This is a genomic window from Aureimonas phyllosphaerae (assembly GCF_047943035.1).
Taxonomy (GTDB): Bacteria; Pseudomonadota; Alphaproteobacteria; order Rhizobiales; family Rhizobiaceae; genus Aureimonas; species Aureimonas phyllosphaerae.
In genome coordinates, this window is sequence record NZ_CP181348.1 from 3,853,733 (window position 1) to 3,877,108 (window position 23,376).

At 67.8% G+C, this 23,376-nt stretch carries 22 protein-coding genes and 2 tRNA genes; 11 read left to right on the forward strand and 13 right to left on the reverse strand.

Annotated features, from left to right (window positions below; all coding sequences use genetic code 11):
• Positions 1-46 precede the first annotated feature (46 nt).
• Positions 47-1,003, reverse strand: coding sequence for a DMT family transporter (locus tag ACLNGM_RS18420; protein WP_416356053.1), 957 nt, complete (start codon positions 1,001-1,003; stop codon positions 47-49).
• 84 nt (positions 1,004-1,087) lie between these two features.
• Positions 1,088-1,663: a DNA-3-methyladenine glycosylase gene (locus ACLNGM_RS18425; RefSeq protein WP_416356054.1), complete on the reverse strand. Its 576-nt coding sequence runs from the start codon at positions 1,661-1,663 to the stop codon at positions 1,088-1,090.
• Between the two features lie 138 nt (positions 1,664-1,801).
• Here ACLNGM_RS18425 and ACLNGM_RS18430 point away from each other — a divergent pair.
• From ACLNGM_RS18430 to ACLNGM_RS18440, 3 genes are all read left to right on the forward strand, one after another.
• Positions 1,802-1,878, forward strand: a tRNA-Met gene (locus tag ACLNGM_RS18430).
• 108 nt (positions 1,879-1,986) lie between these two features.
• Positions 1,987-3,912 (forward strand): putative bifunctional diguanylate cyclase/phosphodiesterase, encoded by a 1,926-nt coding sequence (locus tag ACLNGM_RS18435; protein ID WP_416356055.1) that lies wholly within the window; start codon positions 1,987-1,989, stop codon positions 3,910-3,912.
• A gap of 71 nt (positions 3,913-3,983) precedes the next feature.
• A complete protein-coding gene (locus ACLNGM_RS18440; RefSeq protein WP_416356056.1) occupies positions 3,984-4,937 on the forward strand; it encodes a Gfo/Idh/MocA family protein in 954 nt (317 codons plus the stop codon).
• Positions 4,938-4,941: 4 nt separating this feature from the next.
• Here the strand turns inward: ACLNGM_RS18440 and mnmA are convergent, their stop codons facing one another.
• Positions 4,942-6,114, reverse strand: a complete 1,173-nt coding sequence (mnmA, locus tag ACLNGM_RS18445) for a tRNA 2-thiouridine(34) synthase MnmA (RefSeq protein WP_416356057.1) — start codon at positions 6,112-6,114, stop codon at positions 4,942-4,944.
• A 248-nt stretch (positions 6,115-6,362) separates the two neighbouring features.
• Here mnmA and ACLNGM_RS18450 point away from each other — a divergent pair, with 248 nt between their 5' ends.
• Positions 6,363-6,653: a DUF1153 domain-containing protein gene (locus tag ACLNGM_RS18450; protein WP_090958305.1), complete on the forward strand. Its 291-nt coding sequence runs from the start codon at positions 6,363-6,365 to the stop codon at positions 6,651-6,653.
• Between the two features lie 153 nt (positions 6,654-6,806).
• Here the strand turns inward: ACLNGM_RS18450 and ACLNGM_RS18455 are convergent, their stop codons facing one another.
• Positions 6,807-7,166: a flagellar export protein FliJ gene (locus ACLNGM_RS18455; RefSeq protein WP_090958307.1), complete on the reverse strand. Its 360-nt coding sequence runs from the start codon at positions 7,164-7,166 to the stop codon at positions 6,807-6,809.
• A 378-nt stretch (positions 7,167-7,544) separates the two neighbouring features.
• Between ACLNGM_RS18455 and ctrA the strand changes: the two genes are divergently transcribed.
• Positions 7,545-8,240 carry a response regulator transcription factor CtrA gene (gene ctrA / locus ACLNGM_RS18460; protein ID WP_055888342.1) on the forward strand — a complete coding sequence of 232 codons (696 nt, stop codon included), beginning with the start codon at positions 7,545-7,547 and terminating at the stop codon, positions 8,238-8,240.
• A gap of 61 nt (positions 8,241-8,301) precedes the next feature.
• Here the strand turns inward: ctrA and ACLNGM_RS18465 are convergent, their stop codons facing one another.
• Complete coding sequence (locus ACLNGM_RS18465; RefSeq protein ID WP_416356058.1) at positions 8,302-8,694, reverse strand: response regulator; 393 nt, start codon at positions 8,692-8,694, stop codon at positions 8,302-8,304.
• Positions 8,695-8,793: 99 nt separating this feature from the next.
• Positions 8,794-9,486, reverse strand: coding sequence for a histidine phosphotransferase ChpT (gene chpT, locus ACLNGM_RS18470; RefSeq protein WP_416356059.1), 693 nt, complete (start codon positions 9,484-9,486; stop codon positions 8,794-8,796).
• Positions 9,487-9,742: 256 nt separating this feature from the next.
• Between chpT and ACLNGM_RS18475 the strand changes: the two genes are divergently transcribed.
• Together ACLNGM_RS18475 and ACLNGM_RS18480 are read left to right on the forward strand one after the other, a co-directional pair.
• The gene (locus ACLNGM_RS18475; RefSeq protein WP_090958313.1) at positions 9,743-10,339 is read left to right on the forward strand and encodes a DUF1134 domain-containing protein; all 597 of its coding nucleotides are present in this window, start codon (positions 9,743-9,745) and stop codon (positions 10,337-10,339) included.
• A 126-nt stretch (positions 10,340-10,465) separates the two neighbouring features.
• Positions 10,466-11,536: a hypothetical protein gene (locus tag ACLNGM_RS18480; RefSeq protein WP_416356060.1), complete on the forward strand. Its 1,071-nt coding sequence runs from the start codon at positions 10,466-10,468 to the stop codon at positions 11,534-11,536.
• Here ACLNGM_RS18480 and ACLNGM_RS18485 read toward each other — a convergent pair.
• From ACLNGM_RS18485 to ACLNGM_RS18495, 3 genes are all read right to left on the reverse strand, one after another.
• Entirely contained in the window at positions 11,475-12,320 is an 846-nt protein-coding gene (locus ACLNGM_RS18485; protein ID WP_416356061.1) for a TrmH family RNA methyltransferase, read from the reverse strand. The two genes, ACLNGM_RS18480 and ACLNGM_RS18485, sit on opposite strands and share 62 nt — an antisense overlap.
• 100 nt (positions 12,321-12,420) lie before the next feature.
• Positions 12,421-12,495: transfer RNA gene (locus tag ACLNGM_RS18490), tRNA-Glu, on the reverse strand.
• 58 nt (positions 12,496-12,553) lie between these two features.
• Positions 12,554-12,925 (reverse strand): fimbrial protein, encoded by a 372-nt coding sequence (locus ACLNGM_RS18495; protein ID WP_416356062.1) that lies wholly within the window; start codon positions 12,923-12,925, stop codon positions 12,554-12,556.
• Between the two features lie 27 nt (positions 12,926-12,952).
• Here ACLNGM_RS18495 and ACLNGM_RS18500 point away from each other — a divergent pair, with 27 nt between their 5' ends.
• On the forward strand, positions 12,953-13,981 hold the full coding sequence (locus ACLNGM_RS18500) for an RluA family pseudouridine synthase (RefSeq protein WP_416356063.1): 1,029 nt from the start codon (positions 12,953-12,955) through the stop codon (positions 13,979-13,981).
• 199 nt (positions 13,982-14,180) lie between these two features.
• Entirely contained in the window at positions 14,181-15,092 is a 912-nt protein-coding gene (gene rpoH / locus ACLNGM_RS18505) for an RNA polymerase sigma factor RpoH (RefSeq protein ID WP_416356064.1), read from the forward strand.
• 80 nt (positions 15,093-15,172) lie between these two features.
• Here rpoH and ACLNGM_RS18510 read toward each other — a convergent pair whose 3' ends face one another.
• Both ACLNGM_RS18510 and ACLNGM_RS18515 read right to left on the reverse strand, forming a co-directional pair.
• Positions 15,173-17,083, reverse strand: coding sequence for a hypothetical protein (locus tag ACLNGM_RS18510; protein ID WP_416356065.1), 1,911 nt, complete (start codon positions 17,081-17,083; stop codon positions 15,173-15,175).
• Positions 17,084-17,329: 246 nt separating this feature from the next.
• Entirely contained in the window at positions 17,330-18,622 is a 1,293-nt protein-coding gene (locus tag ACLNGM_RS18515) for an adenylosuccinate synthase (RefSeq protein WP_416356066.1), read from the reverse strand.
• 209 nt (positions 18,623-18,831) lie between these two features.
• Between ACLNGM_RS18515 and ACLNGM_RS18520 the strand changes: the two genes are divergently transcribed.
• Positions 18,832-19,740: a DMT family transporter gene (locus tag ACLNGM_RS18520; RefSeq protein ID WP_416356067.1), complete on the forward strand. Its 909-nt coding sequence runs from the start codon at positions 18,832-18,834 to the stop codon at positions 19,738-19,740.
• 53 nt (positions 19,741-19,793) lie between these two features.
• Here the strand turns inward: ACLNGM_RS18520 and serA are convergent, their stop codons facing one another.
• Positions 19,794-21,386 carry a phosphoglycerate dehydrogenase gene (gene serA, locus ACLNGM_RS18525; protein ID WP_416356068.1) on the reverse strand — a complete coding sequence of 531 codons (1,593 nt, stop codon included), beginning with the start codon at positions 21,384-21,386 and terminating at the stop codon, positions 19,794-19,796.
• 94 nt (positions 21,387-21,480) lie between these two features.
• Positions 21,481-22,656, reverse strand: coding sequence for a phosphoserine transaminase (locus ACLNGM_RS18530; RefSeq protein WP_416356069.1), 1,176 nt, complete (start codon positions 22,654-22,656; stop codon positions 21,481-21,483).
• A gap of 189 nt (positions 22,657-22,845) precedes the next feature.
• Here ACLNGM_RS18530 and ACLNGM_RS18535 point away from each other — a divergent pair, with 189 nt between their 5' ends.
• On the forward strand, positions 22,846-23,364 hold the full coding sequence (locus ACLNGM_RS18535) for a hypothetical protein (RefSeq protein ID WP_416356070.1): 519 nt from the start codon (positions 22,846-22,848) through the stop codon (positions 23,362-23,364).
• The last annotated feature ends 12 nt before the right edge of the window (positions 23,365-23,376 follow it).

Below are 23,376 nucleotides of genomic sequence, written 5' to 3' on the forward strand. Positions count from 1 at the left end.
CACCGCCGGTCCGCTCACGCGGGCCGGCGGTTTTTTTATGGAAGGCTCAGCCCCTGGACGGCGGGATCTGGATGTCGTCCGGCGCGCCTCCCATGCCGGAAGCCCCCTGCGCGGTCGTCTCGGCCTTCAGACGCTGCTCGCGCAGGAAGATGAAGACGCCCGACGCCGTGATCACCGCGGCGCCCACCAGCATCGAGATGCGCGGCGTCTCGTCGAAGATCACGATGCCGAAGAGAAGCGCCCAGACGATCAGCGAGTACTGGTAGGGAACCACGGTCGAGGCAGGCGCCAGCGTCAGCGAGCGGTTCACGGCCGAATGCGCGGCCATCGCCACGATGCCGAGCAGGAACAGGAACCCGAGGTCGAAGGCGGACGGCGTGACCCAGTGCATCGGCGCGAGGATCGCCCCGAACACGAGCGCCATCACGGTCTGCCAGGTGATCAGCGTGGTCTCGCCGGCTCCTGCAAGGATCCGCGTCGAGATCATCAGGAGCGCGTAGCAGAAGCTGCCCGCGACCGCGATCAGCGCCGGCCAGCCGGCGCTCGCAAGGTCCGGCCCCAGCGCGATCAGCACGCCTCCGAAGCCGGCCAACACCGCGCTCCAGCGCACCCAGCCGACCCGCTCCTTCAGGATCAGCGCCGAGAGGGCGGTCACGTAGATCGGCCCGGCGAGGTAGAAGGTCATGACGTTGGCGAGCGGCAGGTAGCTCAGCGCCCAGTAGAAGAAGCCCGTTTCCATCGCCGATCCGGCAGCGCGCAGGAGATGCAGGCCCAGCCGCGCCGGACGCACGACGCTGCGGACATCGACGCGGCGGATGAACGGGATCAGGATCACGAGCGCCGAGACGCTGCGCAGCATCAGCACCTGCCCCACCGAATAGGTGCCGACCAGCCACTTGCCCATCGCATCGTTCACCGAGAACATGAAGCAGCCGAGCAGCATGAAGCCGACGCCCCAAAGGGCTGCCGTGCGGGAGTGTGAGGCGCTGGCAGGCGACGACATGGAGACTCGCAGGTGATGAAGGCCGGCAGGTGGACAAGGCTGGGTTACAGCCCCTCGTGCGCAGCGTCCATCGCGAAGGCCCCGTCAGCCGAACACGTTTCGTAGCGGACGACTGAGATAGCGCGAGCCGGCCAAGCCGAAGCGCCACGGCTCGTCGATCGCCTTGGTGATGCCGATCCTCGGCCCGACACCAAGGGGCCCCGGCGCCGCAACCTGGCGGAAGAGAAAGGGCGGCTCGTCGATCGCCAGGCCATCATGGCCGGCGTCGATGCCGAGCGCCTGGGTCAGCCGGCCGGGGCCGGCGCACAGAAGCCTCGGCTCATCGAGACCGCGCCTTCGAACCATGACATCCAGCCCAGCCAGCGGCTCGAGCGCCCTCAGCAGTACGGCGCTGCCGGGCTCCGTGCCGTCGCAGACGATGTTGAGGCACCAGTGCAGACCGTAGGAACGGTAGACATAGGCCCGGCCGATCGGACCGAACATGGCGCGGTTGCGCAAGGTCTCGCCGCGGAACGAATGCGATGCGGCATCGCCGGCGCGGTAGGCTTCAGTCTCGACGATGCGCCCGCCCACACCGTCGAGATAGAGTTCGCAGCCGATCAGCGCGGCCGCCAGCGAAACGGCATCCTGTGCGAAGAATTCGTCGGATCGTGGCGGCATGGTCCCCTTGTGGCGAAAGCTCCGGGGCGCATCCGTTCCGTCTTGACAGCGCCGCCCGAGCGTCCGTATATCGCCCTCAACTCGCCGCACGACAACGGCGGGCGCTTCGGATGTGGTCGAGACCGATCCTTCCGCCTTGGCAGTGTAGCTCAGTTGGTGAGAGCGCCGGATTCATAACCCGGAGGTCGGCAGTTCAAATCTGCCCACTGCTACCAAACCTTCCGATCCGCCTCTCTGCGCCGCGATAGGCCCTGGTTGCAGCTACGCAATCTCAAGACCTGCCGCGTAACGTCCTCATGACATTGGACGATATCGGGCGGTCTATGCTCAAGAACACGATGCGCTGGCTGACCCTTTCGTCGGTCGGTTCCGACATGGCCGCAAAGCAGTTCGAGGAACTGCGCTCGCAGGTGCCGCTCCTCTATGCGCTTCTCAGCGTCAACGCTCTCGCGCTCGGCTACACGCACTACGGCAAGGCGCCGTTCTGGATGTCGGTCCTCGTGCCCGGCTCGCTCGCCCTGTTCGGCGCGCTGCGAGGGGTTGCGTGGCTGCGCTACGACGTGAAGGCCTTCGAACACGCCGACATCATCCGCCTCCTTCGCCGAACCGCCGTGCTCGGCTGCCTCCTGTCGGTCGCCTACATCCTGTGGTCGCTGCGCCTGACGCAATTCGGCGGGGCGGATGAGCGGGCGCATGTCGCCATGTTCGTCGGCATCACCGTGATCGGATGCATCTTCTGCCTCAGCCACCTGCCGCAGGGGGCCGTTCTCGTCGCGACCTTCACGACCATCCCCTACCTCCTGTTCTACCTCCTGGCTTCGAAGAGCACGGTCTACATCGCGATCGCGCTGAACATCCTCCTTGTGACGCTCGTCGTCATGCGGGTGCTGATGAACGGGTTCTCGGCCTTCTCCAAGCTCGTTCAATCGCAGAGCGAGACGGCCCGGCTGAACCGCGAGGTGACGATCCTCGCGCACACCGACCTCCTCACGGGCCTTCCGAACCGGCGGCTGTTCTTCTCGGATCTGCGGCAGCACATGACCGGTCGCGATCCGTCGAGCCCTGCCCTCTCGCTCGGCGTGATCGACCTCGACCGGTTCAAGGCCGCCAACGACACCTACGGCCATCTCGTCGGCGACCAGATCCTGGCACAGGTCGGCGTGAGGCTGGCAGAGGAATTCGAAGACAAGGGAATCGTGGCGCGGCTCGGTGGCGACGAGTTCGCGTTCATCGTCGAGGCCGATGGCGAGACGGCGATCGGGATGATGTCCGGCGTCTGCGAGCGCCTCGCCGAACCCTACGTGACCGATGGCGTCACCATCTCCATCGGCGCTTCCTGCGGCATCGCCACAGTGGTGGGCGTCAAGGTCGACGCCTCGGCGCTCTACGAACGGGCGGACTACGCCCTCTACACGTCCAAGAACTCGCGGCGTGGCCTGCCGACCCTTTATTCCGAGGCGCACGAGGCCGCCGTCCGATCGGACCGGGCGATCGAGGCCGCCCTGCAGGCCGCCGATCTCGATCGTGAGCTGACGATCCATCTACAGCCGGTGGTGAACTCACAGAGCCACGCGCTTTCCGCCGTCGAGGTCCTGGCGCGCTGGACGTCGCCGACGCTCGGCACGATCAGCCCCGCTGTCTTCGTGCCGGTCGCGGAGCGCACGGGTATCGTCCACCGCCTCACCGTCAAACTCTTCGACAAGGCGCTCGCGGCGGCGGCGGCGCTGCCGGATACGGTCGCGGTCTGTTTCAATCTCTCGGCCCACGACCTGACATCGCCCGGCACGATCCTGTCGATCATCTCCGCCCTGCGGAACTCGGGGGTCGCACCCTCGCGCATCGTCTTCGAACTGACGGAAACGGCGATGCTGCGGGACTTCGAGGCGGCCCGCGAGGCGCTGGGCGCACTCAGCGCGCTGGGTGCGCAGGTGGCGATCGACGATTTCGGCACCGGCCACGCCAGCCTCAGCTATCTCCGCGAACTGCCGATCCGCCGTGTGAAGATCGACCGCAGCTTCGTCAGCGGCGACAAGGCCCTCGCCCAGCGCGATCTTCTCGGCGCCGTGATCGCCATGTGCCGCTCGCTGGACCTGCAATGCGTGGCCGAGGGCGTGGAGACCGAAGAGCAGATGGCGTTCCTGCGCGAGGCCGGATGCGACGCGCTGCAGGGCTATCTGATCGCGCGGCCGATGCCCGCCGCCGACCTCGGCACCTGGATGGAAACGCCTCGCGCCTTTGCCGCCGCCTGACCCCTCGCGGCTTGCGAAGCCTTGTCGCCGAGGCTAGGCAACGCGCCAACGAGGTTGCGGATGGAGCTTTCATGACACCGCGCGTTGCCGTCATCGGCTGTGGCCACTGGGGTCAGAATCACGTCCGCACGTTGAAGGAGATCGGCGCGCTCGCAGCCATCTCCGACGCCGATCCCACGCGCGCCGCAGCGCTCGCCGAGCGTTTCGCCGTGCCGGCGGTCTCGCTCGAGGCGCTCCTTGCCGACACGGCGATCGACGCGCTGGTGCTCGCGCTGCCGCCCTCGCTGCACGGGCCGACCGCGCGTCGCGCCTTCGCGGCCGGAAAGGATGTCCTGATCGAGAAGCCGATCGGGCTCGACGCGGTGGATGCGGCGGCCACCGCGAAGGCCGCGGCGGATGCCGGCCGTATCCTGATGGTGGGCCATGTCCTGCGCTTCCACCCCGTCTTCGAGCGTTTGGAGGCCGCGGTCGCCGAAGGCCGCATTGGCACGCTCCGGCACATCATCTCGACGCGCCTCGGCCTCGGTCGCTTCCTCGGCATGGACGCGGTGTGGGACCTCGCCCCGCACGACCTGTCGCTGGTGCTGCGGATCGCGGGCGAACATCCCGCCTCGATCGAGACGCTGCGGCGCACCGTGCTCAGCGACGAGACCGACGTCGCCGACATCGCCCTCAGCTTTCCATCGGGCGTCGGAGCGGAAATCCACGTCTCGCGTGTCTCGCCCTTCCGCGACCGTCGCTTCACGGCGATCGGAACCGAAGGCATGCTGTGCTTCGACGATCTCGCTCCCGAGGGACAGAAGCTCGCCTTCTACGGTCACCGCGTCTGGCGCAACGGCCGGGCCTTCGCCTTCCAGTCCGCCGACCCGGAATACATCGAGACCGAGCCCGGCCTGCCGCTCGACCGGGAACTGCGTCACTTCCTTGAATGCGTCACCACGCGCCAGCCGCCGCGTACCGGCGCGGACGAGGCGGTGGAGACGGTGCGCATCCTGGAAACGGCCTCGCCGCGCTCGGCCGCCTGATGCGTCAGGCGACGAGGCTCTGCGAGCCGTCGTCCGACAGCGCAGCCCGCTCGGTGCGCGCGATCACGCCGCCGCCGAGCACCTGCGCGCCCTCCCCTTCGCCGGCATAGAAGACGCAGGCCTGACCGGGCGAGACGCCGTCTTCCCCGGCCAGCAGTTCGACCACCGGCGCCCCGTCGGCGCCGCGCGAAAGCCGCGCGGGCGCTGGCGGGCGGGTCGAGCGGATGCGCACGAAGAGGTCCATGCCCCCCTCATCGCCCGCCGGCATCGGCGCCGTGCCGAGCCAGTTGACCGAGCGCAGCGTCAGCCGCCGGGTCTCGAGCGCAGAGCGGGGCCCGACGACCACGCGCGCCGCGCGCGCATCGATGCCGACGACGTAGAGCGGCTCACCCGACGCGATGCCGAGGCCGCGCCGCTGGCCGATCGTGAAATGGACGATGCCCTGGTGCCGTCCGAGCGGCCGACCGTCGATGTGCACGATCTCGCCCGGCTCGCCGGCATCCGGACGCAGGCGCGAGATCACGTCGCTGTAGCGACCATTGGCGACGAAGCAGATGTCCTGGCTGTCGGGCTTCGAGGCGACGCCGAGCCCGAAGCGCGCCGCGATCTCCCGCGTCTCGGGCTTCGTCAGGTGTCCGAGCGGAAAGCGCAGGAAATCCACCTGCTCCTGCGTCGTGCCGTAGAGGAAGTAGCTCTGGTCGCGGTCGAGATCGGCCGGCCGATAGAGGCTGCGATGATCGCCGTTCGGACGCGACAGGATGTAGTGCCCGGTGGCCAGCGCGTCGGCGCCGAGGTCGCGCGCGGTGGCCAGGAGATCGCGGAACTTGACCGTCTGGTTGCACGCGACGCAGGGAATCGGCGTCTCGCCCGCGAGATAACTCGCGGCGAAGGGATCGATCACCGCCTCGCGGAACCGCTGCTCATAGTCGAGGACGTAGTGCGGGATGCCGAGGATCTCGGAGGTCCGGCGCGCGTCGGCGATGTCCTGGCCCGCGCAGCAGGCGCCGGCGCGCTTGGGCGTCGCGCCGCCGTCGTAGAGCTGCAGGGTGATTCCGACGACGTCGTAGCCCTCCTCCTTGAGAATCGCAGCGGTGACCGACGAATCGACGCCGCCCGACATGGCGACCACGACGCGCGTCTCGGCGGGCGCCTTCGGCAGGTCGAGACTGTTCAGCATGGCAGGCAAACTCTCATGCGCCGGCCGGGCCGGCAGGTAAGCGCTTCTTTTACTCAGCCTGCCGGAACGTGCCAACCATCGGATCGCATTCGCGTTCTCGGCACCGCGAGACCACAATTCCATCTGGGTGGGCCTGAAGCTTGATTCAACCTGTTATCGAATTGCTAATAAGGGCTTAGCGGAATGTTTAGAGCCGCCGGTCTAGCTTGAACGTGGCGATTAGGTCTTTGCGTAGTGTAGAGAGTTCAATGACCGATCAGGTTAGACCAAGAGTGAAATACGTCATTGGCCCCGATGGGAGTCCGCTGACGATCGCCGACCTCCCGCCCTCCAATACGAGGCGCTGGGTGATCCGCCGCAAGGCGGAAGTGGTCGCGGCGGTGCGCGGTGGGCTCCTCAGCCTCGACGAGGCTTGCTCGCGCTACACGCTGACCGTGGAAGAATTCCTGTCGTGGCAGGCGTCGATCGACAGCCACGGCCTGGCCGGGCTGCGCACGACGCAGATCCAGGAATATCGCAAGAAGATCGATCTGCACTGATCGATCGGCACGCGAGGGAATCGAAGGGCCGGGCCGTGAGGCGCCGGCCCTTTCTCGTATCTTGGCTCCAACGCGCCGGGCGCAGGACAAAGAAAAAGGCCCGGGTGCCGCAGCGCCCGGGCCTTTCGTATGGATCGTGACCGGCGGGGATCGTCAGGCGACGGCGGTGCGCCGGTCCTCCCCGGCATCGCGCTGCTCGAGCTTCTCGGCGTTGACGAGTTCCGCCTCGGCCTCCTCGAGCGCGATGCGCGCGGCGTTCATCTGGATGCGCAGGTCGCCGGCCGAGTTCGTCAGGTTGTCGCGGCGGGTGCGCGCAGCCTTGGCGAAGGTCGGGTAAGCGAAATGGTTGAGGTCCGTGATGCCGGACTTCTTCTCCTCGCTCGCGATCTGGGCGTCGAGCTCGCCGGCCATCCGCTCGAACTCGTTCAGCATCATCTGCAGCTGGTCTGCCTGACGGCGCTTCTCGGCCACCTTGAAGCGCGCCAGCCGAACCAGGTTGTCACGTTTGGCCATGACGCCCTCATCTCCTGTGTTCCATAGGGGTTCTCGACATGAACCCCCGTTTCGCGACGCTCGTGCGGCTTCAGGCAAGCCTCGGCGGCTACACCTTAACCGTCTGTTTACGCGCGCCGTTAATCATAGCCATGGATCATTTAAGGCAGGGTAAACCGATCAGGTTCAAGTCGAAGCGAGGATGCGACGTGCTTTCCAAATGGGATCCCACACATCTTCGCCGCGATACGGACACAGATCGAAAGACTCGGTTGAACAAAGGATTCGAGCGGAAGGCATTGTTAACCATTCACTGGCACGATGGCTTTCAGCTCTAAGACGAACTCCAACCTTGTCGGTCCCCCCGCCCCGGCCGGGCTGATGCAGAGGATTTAACTGATGCGCGTTCTTTTGATTGAGGATGACAGCGCGATCGCGCAAAGCATCGAACTCATGCTGAAGTCCGAGAGCTTCAACGTCTACACGACGGATCTCGGCGAAGAGGGTGTCGATCTCGGCAAGCTCTACGACTACGACATCATCCTTCTCGACCTGAACCTGCCCGACATGTCGGGCTACGAGGTGCTGCGCACGCTGCGTCTCGCCAAGGTCAAGACGCCGATCCTGATTCTGTCGGGCATGGCGGGCATCGAGGACAAGGTGCGCGGCCTCGGCTTCGGCGCCGACGACTACATGACCAAGCCCTTCCACAAGGACGAGCTGGTCGCCCGCATCCACGCCATCGTGCGCCGCTCCAAGGGCCACGCCCAGTCGGTCATCGTGACCGGCGACCTCACCGTGAACCTCGACGCCAAGACGGTCGAGGTGAACAGCCAGCGCGTGCACCTGACAGGCAAGGAATACGCCATGCTGGAGCTGCTCTCGCTCCGCAAGGGCACGACGCTCACGAAGGAAATGTTCCTGAACCACCTCTACGGCGGCATGGACGAGCCCGAGTTGAAGATCATCGACGTCTTCATCTGCAAGCTGCGCAAGAAGCTGGCGACCGCCACCGAGGGCAAGAACTACATCGAGACCGTCTGGGGCCGCGGCTACGTCCTGCGCGAGCCGGAATCCGACACCCGCGCCGCCTGAACCAACGGCCTTCATTGACCAGAGCCCGCCCTTCCCTTCGGAACGGCGGGCTTTTTCATGCTCAGGCCGCAGCCGGCTCGGCAACCGCGACGAAGGGCGCGACCCAGTCGAGAAGCGAGGCGCGGTCGAAGGGTCGGAAGATGAAGCCGTCGGCCCCCGCCCGCTTGGCGCGTGTCATGGTGCCGAGGTTCGATTCCACCAGCGAAACGAGAATCTTGGCCTTGGCCGTCTTCGGATCGGCCCGGAGCGCGCGTACCGACGCGTCTACCGTCGTGTTGGGAAGCGAGGCCGAGACCAGCACGAGGACCGGCGCAGTCGCGCTTGGCTCGGCCAGCAGGCGGGCACCGGCGGCCATGCTCTCGGCGCCGATCGTCTTGAGATCGACGCCCGTCAGGATGCGCGCGGCGACCTTGGCGACGATGCTGGATTCGTCTATGACGAGGCAGACGGACATGCGATCGGCTCCGGCTTGCCGCCGGCGAAGACCGGCGTTCGGGACGGACCTTAGCAGCCGATCTTTTCGGACGGGTTCACGAGAACGGCCAACGGATCGTCAACGCGATCCGTCGAATGCAACCGTTTCGTCCGCGTCGGCGGGCTCGGCGGCCTCAGCGATCGGCGCCACGCGGAACACCGCTTCCTCTTCGGTCTGCTCCAAGGTGACGGCAAGCTTCGCCTCGCGCGCCAGAAGCAGCGCATAGTAGGGCTGGATGCCGTGGGCATCGATCGAATCGGGCGTCGCCTCGCCGGCCAGTAGCTCGCGGAACTTCGCCGGCACGCGCAGCGGCTTGCCGCGCGAGGTGATCGTGAAGCGCGCCACCGGCTCGAGCTGCTCGATCACCACCTCGACCTCGCGCCCGCGCGGCACAGATGCGTTGGCGACGACGAGAAGGTTGAGCACCAGCTTGGCGATGTTCTTCGGCACGTAGGCGCGCTCGCCCGACCATTGCAGGTTGGCCTTCTCGAACGCCATCCAGCCCTCGGCGACGGTCCTGGCGTCGCCCATGTCGATCTGCGCTGTCGAGGAGCCCGACGCGCCGTAGGCGATCCGCGCGAACTGGAGCTTGGACACCGCGCTCTTGGTGGAGGAGCGCACCAGCGCCATCGATTCCGGATCGTCCGGCATGTCGTCGAGAAGCTCGAGCCCGCTCTGGATCGCCCCGACCGGGGAGATGATGTCGTGGCAGAGGCGGCTGGCCAGAAGGGCCGCCAGATCCGGCGCGGACAATGCGGGCAGGTTCGTCATCGGCGTTCCGTCTTGGTTAACATTCGATGAAAATCGGACACAATCGCCCTATCACGCGGTCGCCCGTGCGGCGAGGCAAAGCCGGGCCGCCGGCACCCTTTCCGCCGCCTGTGGCATCCCGACGACACCTGCCCGTGCGGCAGCCACCGGCGTTAGGGAAGCGGAAACCATGCATCGCGCAAGCTGTGGACGAGACCTTCGTCCGGCCGCCGCCCCAGGCGCCCGGACCGTCACAGCCTTCGGAAGGATTTCCGCGATGAACCGCACGACCCGGCTGGTCCGCCGCCTCGCCCTCGCCGCCATGGCCGCCGTGGCGCTGCCGGCGTCGATCGGCCTCTCCACCCTGCCCGCGAGCGCCCAAGCGCAGAGCGGCGGCTACACGATGGAAGAGATCGTCGGCGAGGGGCACCGCTTCTTCGGCGCCACGGCCGGCGGCCTCGCCACGGTGATCGAGCGCGCCTTCCAGGAGCGAGGCCTGCCCAACGGCTACATCCTCGGCGAGGAAGGCTCCGGCGCCTTCATCGGCGGCCTGCGCTTTGGCGAAGGAACACTCTTCACCAAGAACGCCGGCGAGCACCGCATCTTCTGGCAGGGCCCGTCGATCGGCTTCGACGCCGGCGGCGACGGGGCGCGCACCATGATGCTCGTCTACAACCTGCCCTCGGTGGAAGGCGTCTACGGCCGCTTCGTCGGCATGAGCGGCAGCGCCTATCTGGTCGGCGGCGTCGGCATGACATTCCTGCAGCGCGACGCGATCACGCTGGTGCCGATCCGCACCGGCGTCGGCGCCCGCCTCGGCGTCAATGTCGGCTATCTCAAGCTGACCCCGAGCGCGACCTGGAACCCGTTCTGACCGGGAACGCCGCGCTAGGCAGGCCGGGGCGGATTGACGTATGACAGTTCGATGCGGCCGTCGTCCGGTCGCCTTTCTGGCCTATGTCGACCTACGGCATCCGCCAGGCACGAGGTCGAACGTTTCATGATCGCAACCGCGCTCGTCTTCGCGCTCGGCGCCCTGGTCGCCAGCTTCCTGGCCCTCGTCTTCGCGCCGATCCTGTGGAGCAACGCCCAGCGCCTCGCGCGGCGCGAATTCGAGGCCAATATCCCGGCGTCCGTCCGCGAAATGCGCGCCGAGATCGACGCTGCGCGCGCCAGGGCGGCCTTCGATCTCGGCCAGGAGGCGATACGGCATCGCGCCGCGCAGGAGACGGTGGTACGCGAGCGCGCCGAGGCCGGCCGCGCCATCCTCGAAAACGGCCAGCTTCTTTCGCGGCAGGCGGAACTCGACCGCGAGATCGCCACGAGCAGCGGCCGCATCCGCCATCTCGAAGACCAGATCGGCATGCTGACGCAGGAGCGCGACGCGCTTCTGGCGACGCGCCAGGATCTGCGGGCACGCCTCGAACGCCGCGAGGGCGAACTGGCCGGCCTTTCCGCCAAGCACGCAAGCCTCAGCGAGCGCTTCGACGCGCAACGGTTCCAGCTGGCGACCGCCGAAGCGCGGGTTGCCGAGCTCGCTGCCGCTCTTGCCTCGCCGCCAACGGCTGCCGCAAGCCCTCCCGCCGCGACGGCGCCCGCGCTGCGGCCGACGCTGCAGCCGCTCGCGGCAGGAAAGCCCGAGGGCGCCCCTGCCCCCCTCGCTCCGGCTCCGCCGGCGGCCACGGGCCCGACCGGAAGCAGCCGACTTCGGGCTGCGATCGCGCGCACGGGAGCCGCAAGACCCGCAGCCGCGGCGGCTGACCACGCGGAAATCCGCGAGCGCATCGGCGACATCGCCGCGCGCGTCATTCACGAGCGGATCAAGGTCGAAGGGTCCGATTCGCAGCTTGCGCGCTTCATCGCCGAGGCGCCACAGCCACAGGGCGGCGGCGAGCCGTTCCTCGCCGACCGCGTGCGCAGCCTTCAGGCTAGTGAAGCCGCCTCCGCGCCGGCACCCGGCGTCGCGGTGACGCCGGACGTGACGGTTACGACCGCGCCGGGGGCGACGGTCACGGCCGCGCCGGGAAAGCCAAATGGTGCAGGACGAGCGCGGCGGAAGTCGCGACGTTGAGGCTGTCGAGGCCGGGTGCCATCTCGATGCGCACCGGGCGGCAGCGTCTGATTACCGCATCGTCCAGCCCATCCCCTTCCGCGCCGAGAAACAGGGCGCGGGGCCGAATGTCACGGATGTCGCGCAGCGCATCCGCAGCGTTCGGCGTCAGGGCAAGACACTCGTAGCCCATCGACGACAGGCGTTCCGCGATCTCGGCCGCGCTGCCCCAGCGCACGAACGGCACGGTGAAGACGGTTCCGACCGAAACCCGGATCGCCTTGCGGTAAAGCGGGTCGCAGGCTCGCTCGTCGAGAATCACGGCGCCCGCACCGAATGCTGCGGCGTTGCGGAAGATCGCGCCCATGTTGTCGTGGTTCGACAGACCGCAGGCGACGACGATATTGCCTCGCGCCTCCAGCGTGGCTTCGAGGGCCGCCTCGACGTCCGCCTCGCCCGACGCCAGCACGGGCTCTGCGAGCGCCATAACCCCGCGATGGACGGGAAAGCCCGCGATCCGGTCGAACACCTCCCGCTCCGCCCGATAGATCGGTACATCCGCCGGCAACGCGGAAAGCCGCGCGGACAGCCCATCGAGCCTCTCACGCAGCACCAGCAGGCTGACGGGCCGGAACCGGCACGAAGCGAGGATCTGGTCGAGGACCACCGCCCCTTCGGCGATGAACTGCCCGCTGCGCGTCAGGTCGCGCTCGCGCACGTCGCGAAACGCGGCGATACGCGGGTCGGCGGGATCGCGGATGGCGATAACACTCGGCCGTTCCGGTGCCTGCCGCCCTTTATCCATCGCTATCTCCCGCGTCCCGCCCCCGACGTACGGCCGATGATGGGCCACTCACGCCAAGTCAGCGAGATGAAGCAAAACGGATTGTGAAAGAGAAGATGACTGGTACGCCCAAGGGGAATCGAACCCCTGTTTGCGCCGTGAGAGGGCGCCGTCCTAACCGCTAGACGATGGGCGCGAACCAGTGATCGGGGATATAGCCAGCCCGTTCCGGCTTGGCAAGCGCTTTCTGCGGATCACCGCGCGGTTTGCGCGGGAGGCTCGACGGCCGACAGCGGATAGCGCGCCGCGAGCGTGCCGGAGCCGAGGTCGATGAGGACGAGCGACTGCGTGCCGTCGGCGGCTTCCACGGTCAAAAGCGCATTCTCGCCGTTGAGGGCGGTCGCGACGACGCGCGCGCCCGCGCCGATCGCCACAGGCGGCAGCGTGCCGGCGGCGCGCTGCGCGCCCTCGCCGTCCTTGGTGCGATAGACAACGGCGCTCAGAACCGCGATAAGCCCGACGAACAGGACGGCGATCGAGATCGCGAGCAGGCGGACCATCTTGCGCCGCACCTTCTCGAAGGCCGGATCATTCGGCGCGCCGGCCGTTTCATTGTTTCCCGTCACGTTCTTCCCGCGCCGCTGGAGTGTCAGATGTCGATCGTTGGTACAGGGGGAGACGAAACGGACGCAAGCGCGTTCGTCGTGGGCGAGGCGGACGCCGGACGCCGGCTCGACCAGTTCCTCGCCTCGGCGCTCGGCGGCGAGTTGTCGCGCTCGCGGCTTCAGTCCCTGATCGAGGACGGGCAGGTCCGCATCGACGACGAGACCGTCACCGTCCCAAAGCGCAAGGTCGCGGCGGGCGAGACCGTGCAGCTCGACATGCCGGAGGCGGCCGCCCCGGAGCCGACCGGCGAGGACATCACGCTCGATATCCTCTACGAGGACGACCACCTCGTCGTCCTCGACAAGCCGGCGGGGCTCGTGGTGCATCCCGGCCCCGGCAACTGGACCGGCACGCTCGTCAATGCCCTCCTCTTCCATTGCGGCGACACGCTGTCGGGCATCGGCGGCGTGAAGCGTCCCGGCATCGTGCACCGGCTCGACAAGGACACGAGCGGCGTCATGGTCGTCGCCAAGTCCGACACCGCGCACCGCTCGCTGGCCAAGCAATTCGCCGCCCACGGGCAGGACGGCCGGATGGAACGCGCCTATCAGGCCGTGGTCTGGGGCGTGCCGTCGCGGCCCGTCGGCACGGTCGAGGCCGCGCTCGGCCGCTCCAACTCCGACCGCACCAAGCGGCAGGTCGTGCCGGAAGGCCGACCGGACGCGCGCCACGCCGTCACCCATTTCGAGGTGCTGGAGCGCTTCGGCACGGAGGGCGCCAACGCCTCGCTGATCGCCTGCGTCCTCGAGACGGGACGCACGCACCAGATCCGCGTCCACATGAGCCATATCGGCCACCCGCTGATCGGCGACGAGGTCTACGGCGCACACTTCCGCACGAAGGCGAAGAAACTGGGCGACGTCGGCGAGGTGGTCTCGGCGTTTCCCCGTCAGGCTCTCCACGCCTTCCGCCTCGCCTTCGAGCATCCGGTCACCGGCGAGGCGATGGAGTTCGAGACGGAACTGCCGGACGACATGCAGGAACTTCTCGAAGCGCTGGCCCGTTTGGACGCCTGACACGCCCGCGATGACGGCAGGGCGACACGGGTCCGGCGTCTCTCCCGAGTGAACGAAATGTAACCTTCGTTCGCCCTCTTCAGGTCGTGTAATCGGGGCACAGAGTCACCATATCGAAGCTCGGCGAGGTGCGCCTTCAGGGCGCCTCGCAGCCGATCGGCTCGGGCAACGAGCGATCCAGGCAGAAGGAGGGTTCCATATGGCGAGAGCCAATCTTCCCAGCATCGCGTCCGGCGAGGGCGGCCTCAGCCGCTACCTCGACGAGATCCGGCGTTTTCCGATGCTGGAGCCGAACGAAGAATACATGCTGGCCAAGCGCTACGCCGAACACGACGATCGCGGCGCGGCCCACAAGCTGGTCACCAGCCATCTGCGCCTCGTGGCGAAGATCGCGATGGGCTATCGCGGCTATGGGCTGCCGATCGGCGAGGTCGTGTCCGAGGGCAATGTCGGCCTGATGCAGGCGGTCAAGCGCTTCGACGCCGACCGCGGCTTCCGTCTGGCCACCTATGCGATGTGGTGGATCAAGGCCTCGATCCAGGAATACATCCTGCGGTCGTGGAGCCTCGTAAAGATGGGCACGACGGCCAACCAGAAGCGCCTGTTCTTCAACCTGCGCAAGATGAAGAGCCGCATCCAGGCGCTCGACGAGGGCGATCTGCGCCCCGAGCAGGTCCAGCAGATCGCGACCTCGCTCGGCGTGTCCGAGGAGGAGGTCGTCTCGATGAACCGCCGCCTGTCGGGCGACGCGTCCTTGAACGCACCGATCCGCGCGACGGAAGGCGAGTCGGGCGAGTGGCAGGACTGGCTGGTCGATCAGTCCGAGAGCCAGGAGGATATCCTGGTCGAGCAGGACGAGCTCGAACAGCGCCGCGGCATGCTGCACCGGGCGATGGACGTCCTGAACGATCGCGAGCGCCGCATTTTCGAGGCGCGGCGACTGGCCGAGGATCCGCTGACGCTGGAAGCGCTGTCGGGCGAGTTCGACATCAGCCGCGAGCGCGTGCGCCAGATCGAGGTGCGCGCCTTCGAGAAGGTGCAGAAGGCGGTGCAGGACACGGCGGAAGCCGCGCGCCGCTCGCTGCGGGTCGTCGAGGACGCCCACGCCTGACGCGGCCGACTACCAAAACATGAAAAAGGGCCGGTCTCCCGCGAGACCGGCCCTTTCCTTTGGCTCCGACCCGGCCGATGTCAGGTCCGACTGTTCCAGGCGTCGATCGCCTCGCGGAACACGCGCTCGCCGGGAATGCCCTTCTCGATCGACATCAGCGCCCGCTGACCCGACGTGTAGGCAATCGGAATGTCGATCCACTCCTGGCTGCGCAGCAGCGCGAGATTGCTCTGGATCGCCTGCGGCAGGTCGTTCAACGCGATGATGAAGAACCCGTCGGAGATCTTGCCGGCGACACCGATCAGCGGCTCGCCGCGCGCCTGCTCCGTCGGCTTTAGCGCCAACCGTTGTACGTTCTCGATCTGGCCGCCGGGGAAGTTGGCGGGCGTGTCGAAAAGGATCTCGATCACATGGCTCGCCGGCAGCGTCGTGTCGGCGTTGCGGCGGATGGTCATCGTCATCTTGAGGCTGCTATCGGGCACATCGACCACGGCCCGGATCACCGGCTCGGCCGGCCGTCCCTCGGCGGGGGGCTCGTTGTCGAGGCTCCAAACGACGTTGCCGCTTTGCTGCGTGCCCTCGCGATCGGCCGAACGCTCCTCGTAGAACACCGCACGCTGGCCGACCGGCACGGTACCGGCCGCCACCTGCGGCGTCGACGCGGGTGCCTGGGGCGCGGGCGTCGCGCTCGGCTCCGGCGTTGCGGGCGTCGTGGTTGGCGCCGTCTCCGGGGCGGGCGTCGGCGCGATCGTCGCGGCGGCGACGTTGGTCCCCTCCTCGAAGGCGTTCGGCGCGCTCGTGCCCGGTCCCTCGTCCACCTCGGTCCCGTCCGGCAGGAGGCGCTGGGTAAACTGTCGCCCGCCCGGCGCGGGGGGCGTGGTCGTCGGCGTCGCCGGGGCGACGTCGGTCACGGTGCCGCTCGGCGGCGCGGCGGTCTCGGGCGTCGTACCGGCCTCCGGAGCCGAGGCCTCGCCGCTGTCGGTGGTCTGGCCGGGCGCGGTCCCGGCGGGAACCGATGCCGTCTGCGGCGTGCCGAGGACGACGGAGCGGATATCGTCGAGATAGAGATAGCCGAGGGCACCGAGACCGACGAGCGCCAGCACGGCGACCCCGGGCCAGAGCGGCGAGCGGCCTCGGCTCGCGGCCCGGCGCGGCGCATAGCGGGGGGCACCGAGATCCGCCTCGGGAATGCCCGACAGCATCGCGCCCGGCGACGGCGCCGCCGACTGAGCGGGAACGGGGCTCGCGGGTCGAAGGGCGCCGCGCGCGGCGGAGCGCGGCTCCGGCCTGTCGCCCGTCTCGTCTTTCGCGCGTCGCTCGCGCGTCGACGGCGCGAGACGCGCGGACGATTCATCCGTGTCCGGCGCCGGTCCCACGACGCCGACCTGCGGCACCTCGTCGGCGGACGCGCGCTCCGGCATAATCGGTGCCGACGGGCGCTCGGCGCGGGGCTGCGGCGGGCGCTCGAAGGCAGGCGCCGTGCGCTCCACCGGACGCGGCTCCGCAGCCGCGGGCGAGTTGTACGCGGGGGGCGCGGGGGGCTGAGGGCGTGTCGGCGCAGAGGGAGCGGCGTCCCCGGGCCGCATGGTCGGGGTGGCGCGCGGAAACGCCGGGGTCGGCGCGCGCGGCGGAGCACGCTCCGGCTCGGGCGCCGCGTAGGACGGAGCGGGCTCGGGAGCCGGAGAGACCGGCTCAGGCTGCGGCAAAACCGGCGCTGGGGATGGGGCTGCGAACGGAGGGGCAGCGGCCGGCGCCTCGACCGGCGCCGCGGGACCCTCGAGGCTCTGGTAATGGGCTTCCGATTCGGCGATCGCGTCTTCCAGCACCCGATAGCGCTGCTCCGCGACTTCGGCCGCCAGCGGCGGATCGGCAGACTGGATCTGCCGCGTGATGGCGGCCCGCGCCTTCTCGTAGACCTTGGCCCGCAACTGCGGCGTGGCATTCGGCAAGCCGTCGATGGTCTTGCGGAGGACGGCGGTCAGATTCGCCATGAAGCGCTGCACTCACTCGAGGTCGGTACCGGGAACGGACCGAGCCTCGCGGCGATCCAGCACCCGTCCGGCCCCGCCGTGCCGGTCGATCCCGCCTGCCAGGGAATCGCGACGGGAGGGGCCGATGGAAGGAAGGCGGATCGCCTCCCCTCCCGGTTGTGGACGATCCCCGCCTTCGAGAAAGCGGGGGCCGCGCGGCGCAGCCGAAAGCTCGAACGAACCTAGAAACCTTTTATCAAGGTTTCATTAATCTTGAAACGGATCGCGGACAAGGATCGTGTCGTCACGCTCCGGAGAGGTGGACAGGAGCGTCACGGGGGCGCCCACGAGTTCCTCGATCTGGCGCACGTACTTGACCGCCTGCGCGGGAAGATCGCCCCATGACCGGGCACCGGCCGTCGTGCCCTTCCAGCCCTCGAAGCTCTCGTAGACGGGCTTCACGCGCTTCTGTGCGGCAAGGCTCGCGGGGAAGTAGTCGATCCGCTCCCCGTCCAGCTCGTAGGCCGTGCAGATGCGGATCTCGTCCATCCCGTCGAGGACGTCGAGCTTGGTCAGCGCCAGCCCGTGGATGCCGTTGATCGCGACCGCCTGTCGCACCAGCACCGCGTCGAACCAGCCGCAGCGGCGCTTGCGGCCCGTGACCGTACCGAACTCGTGGCCCTTGGTGCCGAGGAACTCGCCGACCTCGTTGTCCTGCTCGGTCGGGAACGGGCCCTCGCCGACGCGCGTCGTGTAGGCCTTGGTGATGCCGAGGACGAAACCGAGGCTGGACGGCCCGAGGCCGGAGCCCGCGGCGGCCTGGCCCGCAACGGTATTGGACGAGGTGACGAACGGATAGGTGCCGTGGTCGATGTCGAGGAGCGTGCCCTGCGCGCCCTCGAAGAGGATGCGGTCGCCCGCCTTGCGGCGCTCGTCGAGAAGACGCCAGACCCGGTCGATATAGGGCGTGATCTCGTCGGCAACCGAGGTCAGCTCCTCGAGGATCGCCGAGGCTTCGACCTCCGGCTGGCCGAGGCCACGCCGAAGCGGGTTGTGATGGGCGAGCAGGCGCTCGATGCGCTCAGGCAGCGCCTCCGGCTCGGCGAGGTCCATCACCCGAATGGCGCGACGGCCGACCTTGTCCTCGTAGGCCGGGCCGATGCCGCGGCCCGTGGTGCCGATCTTGGTGCCGGCTGCGGCCGCCTCGCGCGCGGCGTCGAGCTCGCGATGCAGCGACAGGATCAGCGAGGCGTTGTCGGCGATGCGAAGGGTGTCCGGCGAGATCGAGACGCCCTGGCCCTCGAGGCGCTTCTTCTCGGTGACGAAGTGATGCGGGTCGAACACGACCCCGTTGCCGATCACCGACAGCTTGCCCTTCCGCACCACGCCCGACGGCATGAGCGAGAGCTTGTAGGAGACGCCGGAGACGACCAGCGTGTGCCCGGCATTGTGGCCGCCCTGGAATCGCACGACGACATCGGCTCGCTCCGAGAGCCAGTCGACGATCTTGCCCTTCCCTTCGTCTCCCCACTGGGAACCGACGACGACGACGTTAGCCATGCAGTCTCCTCGAAGGCGTCCCGCCCTCACGATGCTGATCTTCGGGCGCGCGAAAGACCCGTCGGGGGTCCGCCGGCGCAAACGCGGCGGACTATAGTCAAGGCTTTGCCGCAGCGCGAGGTCGCGAGCCGCCTTTTTCACACGATCGGATCGAGAATTAAGCCATGCGAACGATTGCCTGTGACGCGGCGATCCGCGAAAGCTTCAGCATGCTGAAGCGACTCGCCCACCCCGCCGTTCTCCTCCTCCTCACCGCGTTCATCTGGGGCGCCAACGCGGTGGCGGGGAAGCTGTCCGTCGGCCACATCTCGCCGATGAGCTTGACGCTCTTGCGCTGGGTCGGAGCGCTGATCCTCCTGTTCCCCTTCGCGCGCCCGCACCTCGAGCGCGACCGGCCGACCATCCGCCGCCACTGGCTCTACTTCGTCGGCCTCGGTCTCCTCGGCTTCACCTCGTTCAACGCGCTGTTCTACGTCGCGATGGGCTACACCAGCGCGATCAACGCGATGATCATCCAGGCCGCGATGCCGCTCGTCGTCTTCGTCGGCATGTTCCTGTTCTTCCACATCCGGGTGTCGGTGCTTCAGGTCGTCGGCTTCGCGCTGACGCTGGTCGGCGTCCTCCTCGTCGCCTCGCACGGCCATCCGGAGACGATCCTCGCGCTCGACCTCAATATCGGCGACGCGATGATCCTCGCCTCGACGACGATCTTCGGCGTCTACACGATCCTTCTGTCGCGCAAGCCGCGCGTCCATTGGCTGAGCTCGATCTTTCTCCTCAGCCTCGGCGGCGCGCTCGGAGCGGTGCCGCTGCTCGCCTGGGAGGTCGCGGCGGGCCTGACCTTCGCACCGGATGCGCAAGGTCTCCTGATCCTCGCCTTCACGATCGTCTTCCCGTCGATCCTCAGCCAGGCGCTCTACATCAAGGGTGTCGAGATGATCGGCGCCAACCGGGCGAACATCTTCGTCAACACGGTGCCGGTGTTCGGCGCGATCCTCGCCGTGCTGATCCTCGCCGAACCCTTCCACGCCTATCATCTGGCAGCGCTGTCGCTGGTGCTCGGCGGCATCGCGATTGCCGAGCGCGGCAAGCGCACGGTCCAGCCCGCGGCGGAATGAGAAAGGGCAGAGCGGTTTCCCGCTCCGCCCCTTTCCGATCGCCTTCCGGTCGATCAAACGTCGAAGGTCAGCATCTTCGCCTGGCCGATCGCGTTGAGGCCGCGCAGTTCGTCGAGGAATTCCTCGCTCAGCGGCCCGTCGAGATAGATGATGGCGATCGCGCTGCCGCCCTGCTCGTCGCGGCCGAGGTGGAAGTTGGCGATGTTGATCCCGGCCTTGCCGAAGGCGGTGCCGATCTGGCCGATGACGCCCGGCACGTCCTTGTTGGCCGTGTAGAGCATGTAGCGGCCGACATCGGCCTCCATGTTGATGCCCTTGATCTGGATGAATCGCGGCTTGCCGTCCGAGAAGGTCGTGCCCGCGACCGAGCGCGTCTGCTTCTTGGTCTTCACGGTGACCATGATGTAGCCGTCGAAGACGCCGGTCTTGTCGCGGCGCACCTCGGAGACGGCGATGCCGCGCTCCTTCGCCATCAGCGGCGCCGAAACCATGTTGACCGTCTGCACCTGCGCCTTGAGAAGGCCGGCGATCGCGGCCGCCGAAAGGGCGCGCGTGTTCATCGTGCCCGGCGCGCCGTCGTAGAGGATCTCGACCGCGTCGATCGGCTCTTCCGTCAGCTGGCCCGCGAAGGAGCCGAGGATTTCGGCAAGCTTCACGTACGGGGTGAGGATCGGCGCCTCTTCGGCGGTGATCGAGGGCATGTTCAAGGCGTTGGAGACCGCGCCCTTCACGAGATAGTCGGCCATCTGCTCGGCGACCTGCAGCGCGACGTTCTCCTGCGCTTCCGTCGTCGAGGCCCCGAGATGCGGGGTGCAGACCACGTTGTCGAGGCCGAAGAGCGGGCTCTCCGTCGCCGGCTCCACCTCGAACACGTCGATGCCCGCGCCCGCCACGTGGCCGGACTTGATGGCTTCGGCGAGGTCCTTCTCGACGATCAGACCGCCGCGCGCGCAGTTGATGATGCGCACGCCCTTCTTCATCGTGGCGATCGCCTTGGCGTCGATGATGTTGCGGGTCTTGTCGGTGAGCGGCGTGTGCAGCGTGATGAAGTCGGCGCGCTTGAAGAGGTCCTCGAGCTCCACCTTCTCGATGCCGAGCTGGGCCGCGCGCTCCTCCGAGAGGAACGGGTCGAAGCCGATCACCTTCATCTTCAGGCCGACGCCGCGGCTTGCCACGATCGAGCCGATGTTGCCGCAGCCGACGACGCCGAGCACCTTGCCGGTGATCTCGACGCCCATGAAGCGGTTCTTCTCCCACTTGCCGGCCTGCGTCGAGGCGTCGGCGGCGGGCATCTGGCGGGCCACCGCGAACATCATCGCGATGGCATGCTCGGCCGTCGTGATCGAGTTGCCGAAGGGCGTGTTCATCACGATGATGCCCTTCCGCGAGGCGGCCGGGATGTCGACGTTGTCGACGCCAATGCCGGCGCGGCCGATGACGCGCAGGTTCGGCGCCGCATCGATCACCTTCTCCGTCACCTTGGTCGCGGAGCGGATGGCGAGGCCGTCATACTGGCCGATCACCTCGAGGAGCTTGTCCTTGTCCTTGCCGAGATCGGGGAGGTAATCGACCTCGACGCCCTTGTCCTTGAAGATCTGGACGGCGGTCGGGGACAGCTTGTCGGAAACGAGAACGCGCGGAGCCATCAGGCTTCTCCTGCAGCTTTCGGCATCGAACGATGCCTGGAAACGGAAAATGAATGAGGGAGCCTGCCCCTGTCGTCGGGGCAGGCTCGAGCCGTCAGGCCGCCTGCGCCAGCGTCGCCTTTTGCGCCTCGTAGGCGTAGGCGATCCAGGGCATCAGGGCCTCGAGATCGGAGGCCTCGACCGTCGCGCCGGCCCAGATGCGCAGGCCTGGAGGGGCGTCGCGATAGGCACCGATGTCGAGGGCGACGCCCTCCTTCTCCAGCTTCGACGCCACGCCCTTGGCAAAGGCGTCCTGCTCGTCCTTGGACAGGCCCGTGATTTCGGGCGCCGTGAACTGGAGGCAGACCGAGGTGTTGGAGCGGATCTCGGGCGTCTTGGCGAGGAAGCCGATCCAGTCGTTGGCCGAAACGAACCGGTCGATCACGCCGAGGTTCTTGTCGGCTCGCGCCTTCAGGGCTTCGAGACCGCCGATCGACTTCGCCCATTGGAGCGCGTCGAGATAGTCCTCGACGCAAAGCATCGACGGCGTGTTGATCGTCTCGCCCTTGAAGATGCCCTCGATCAGCTTGCCACCCGAGGTGAGGCGGAAGATCTTCGGCAGCGGCCAGGCCGGCTTGTAGGTGGTGAGACGCTCGACAGCGCGGGGGCTGAGGATCAGGACGCCGTGCGCGCCCTCGCCGCCCAGCACCTTCTGCCAGGAGAAGGTGACCACATCGAGCTTGTCGTAGGGCAGGTCCTGCGCGAAGGCGGCCGAGGTGGCGTCGCAGATCGTGAGGCCCTGGCGGGTCGCTGGGATGGCATCGCCGTTCGGCACGCGCACGCCCGAAGTCGTGCCGTTCCAGGTGAACACCACGTCGTGGTCGAAATCGATCTCGGCAAAATCCACGATCTCGCCGTAGGGCGCCTCGAGGACGCGCGCGTCGGCGAGCTTCAGCTGCTTCACCGCATCCGTCACCCAGCCGGAGCCGAAGCTTTCCCAGGCGACCATGTCGACCGGACGCGCGCCGAGCAGCGACCACATGGCCATCTCGACCGCGCCGGTGTCGGACGCCGGCACGATGCCGATGCGGTAATCGTCGGGAACGCCGAGCACGGCGCGGGTGTCGTCGATCGCCTGGGCGAGCTTGGTCTTGCCGATCTTGGCACGGTGCGACCGGCCGAGCGGCGCATCGCCTAAGCCGTCCAGCGTCCAGCCGGGACGCTTGGCACAAGGACCAGAGGAAAAGCGGGGATTGGCCGGACGAGCGGCCGGCGGTGCGATGTTCGCCATCAAAAGCTATCCTTACAGATAGAAGCGCCTCGTTGGGGAGGCGTGTCCCAAGTCTGCGGATATGCCCGTCCTCGCCGACGGTCAAGTGACAATCGGACGACGTTCACGCGAAGCTCACGCCTATCTTATGAAACGCGAGCCTTTCCGAACCGATTCCCCTCTCGTCGAAACGCGGAACGGAGAATCACCATGGCAGCAGGACGAAGCCTGGAGCGTCGGGTTCTGGACAAGGACGAACTCGATCTCGTGGCACAGACTCATCACCCGGCCATCCGCGATCTCGAACGAGGCGACCTCGACGCCCTCACCCGGCGGCTACGCGAGAGACGCGACCGTGCGCAGGCGATCGCCAATCGCCGGCGGGGCGCCGCCCGGCGAGGCCAGGGATCGCAGGAACCCGAGAACTCCGGCATGCGTCAGAAGGCCGGCGTGCTGGCCGAGGCCCTTGCCCGATTGAACAAGGAGCGCACGCGGCGCGAGCATGAAGGAGCGGCGGATGCCCTTCAGGCCAGCGCCCGCCGGGCCCTCAAGCTGAAGCGGGCCAACGCTTGGCGCAGCGCCCGCCGGCCCGGCGCCGGTCGCACGGCACGCGACGGCATGACGCTTGCGGAAAACGAGAAGGCAGGTCGGATCGGCAGCCCGATGGAAGCCGGCCGCGTGTCCCAGTTCGTGCGCGACGCGCAAGCGGCGCGCGACAACCGGGCCTGATCGAACGGCGTC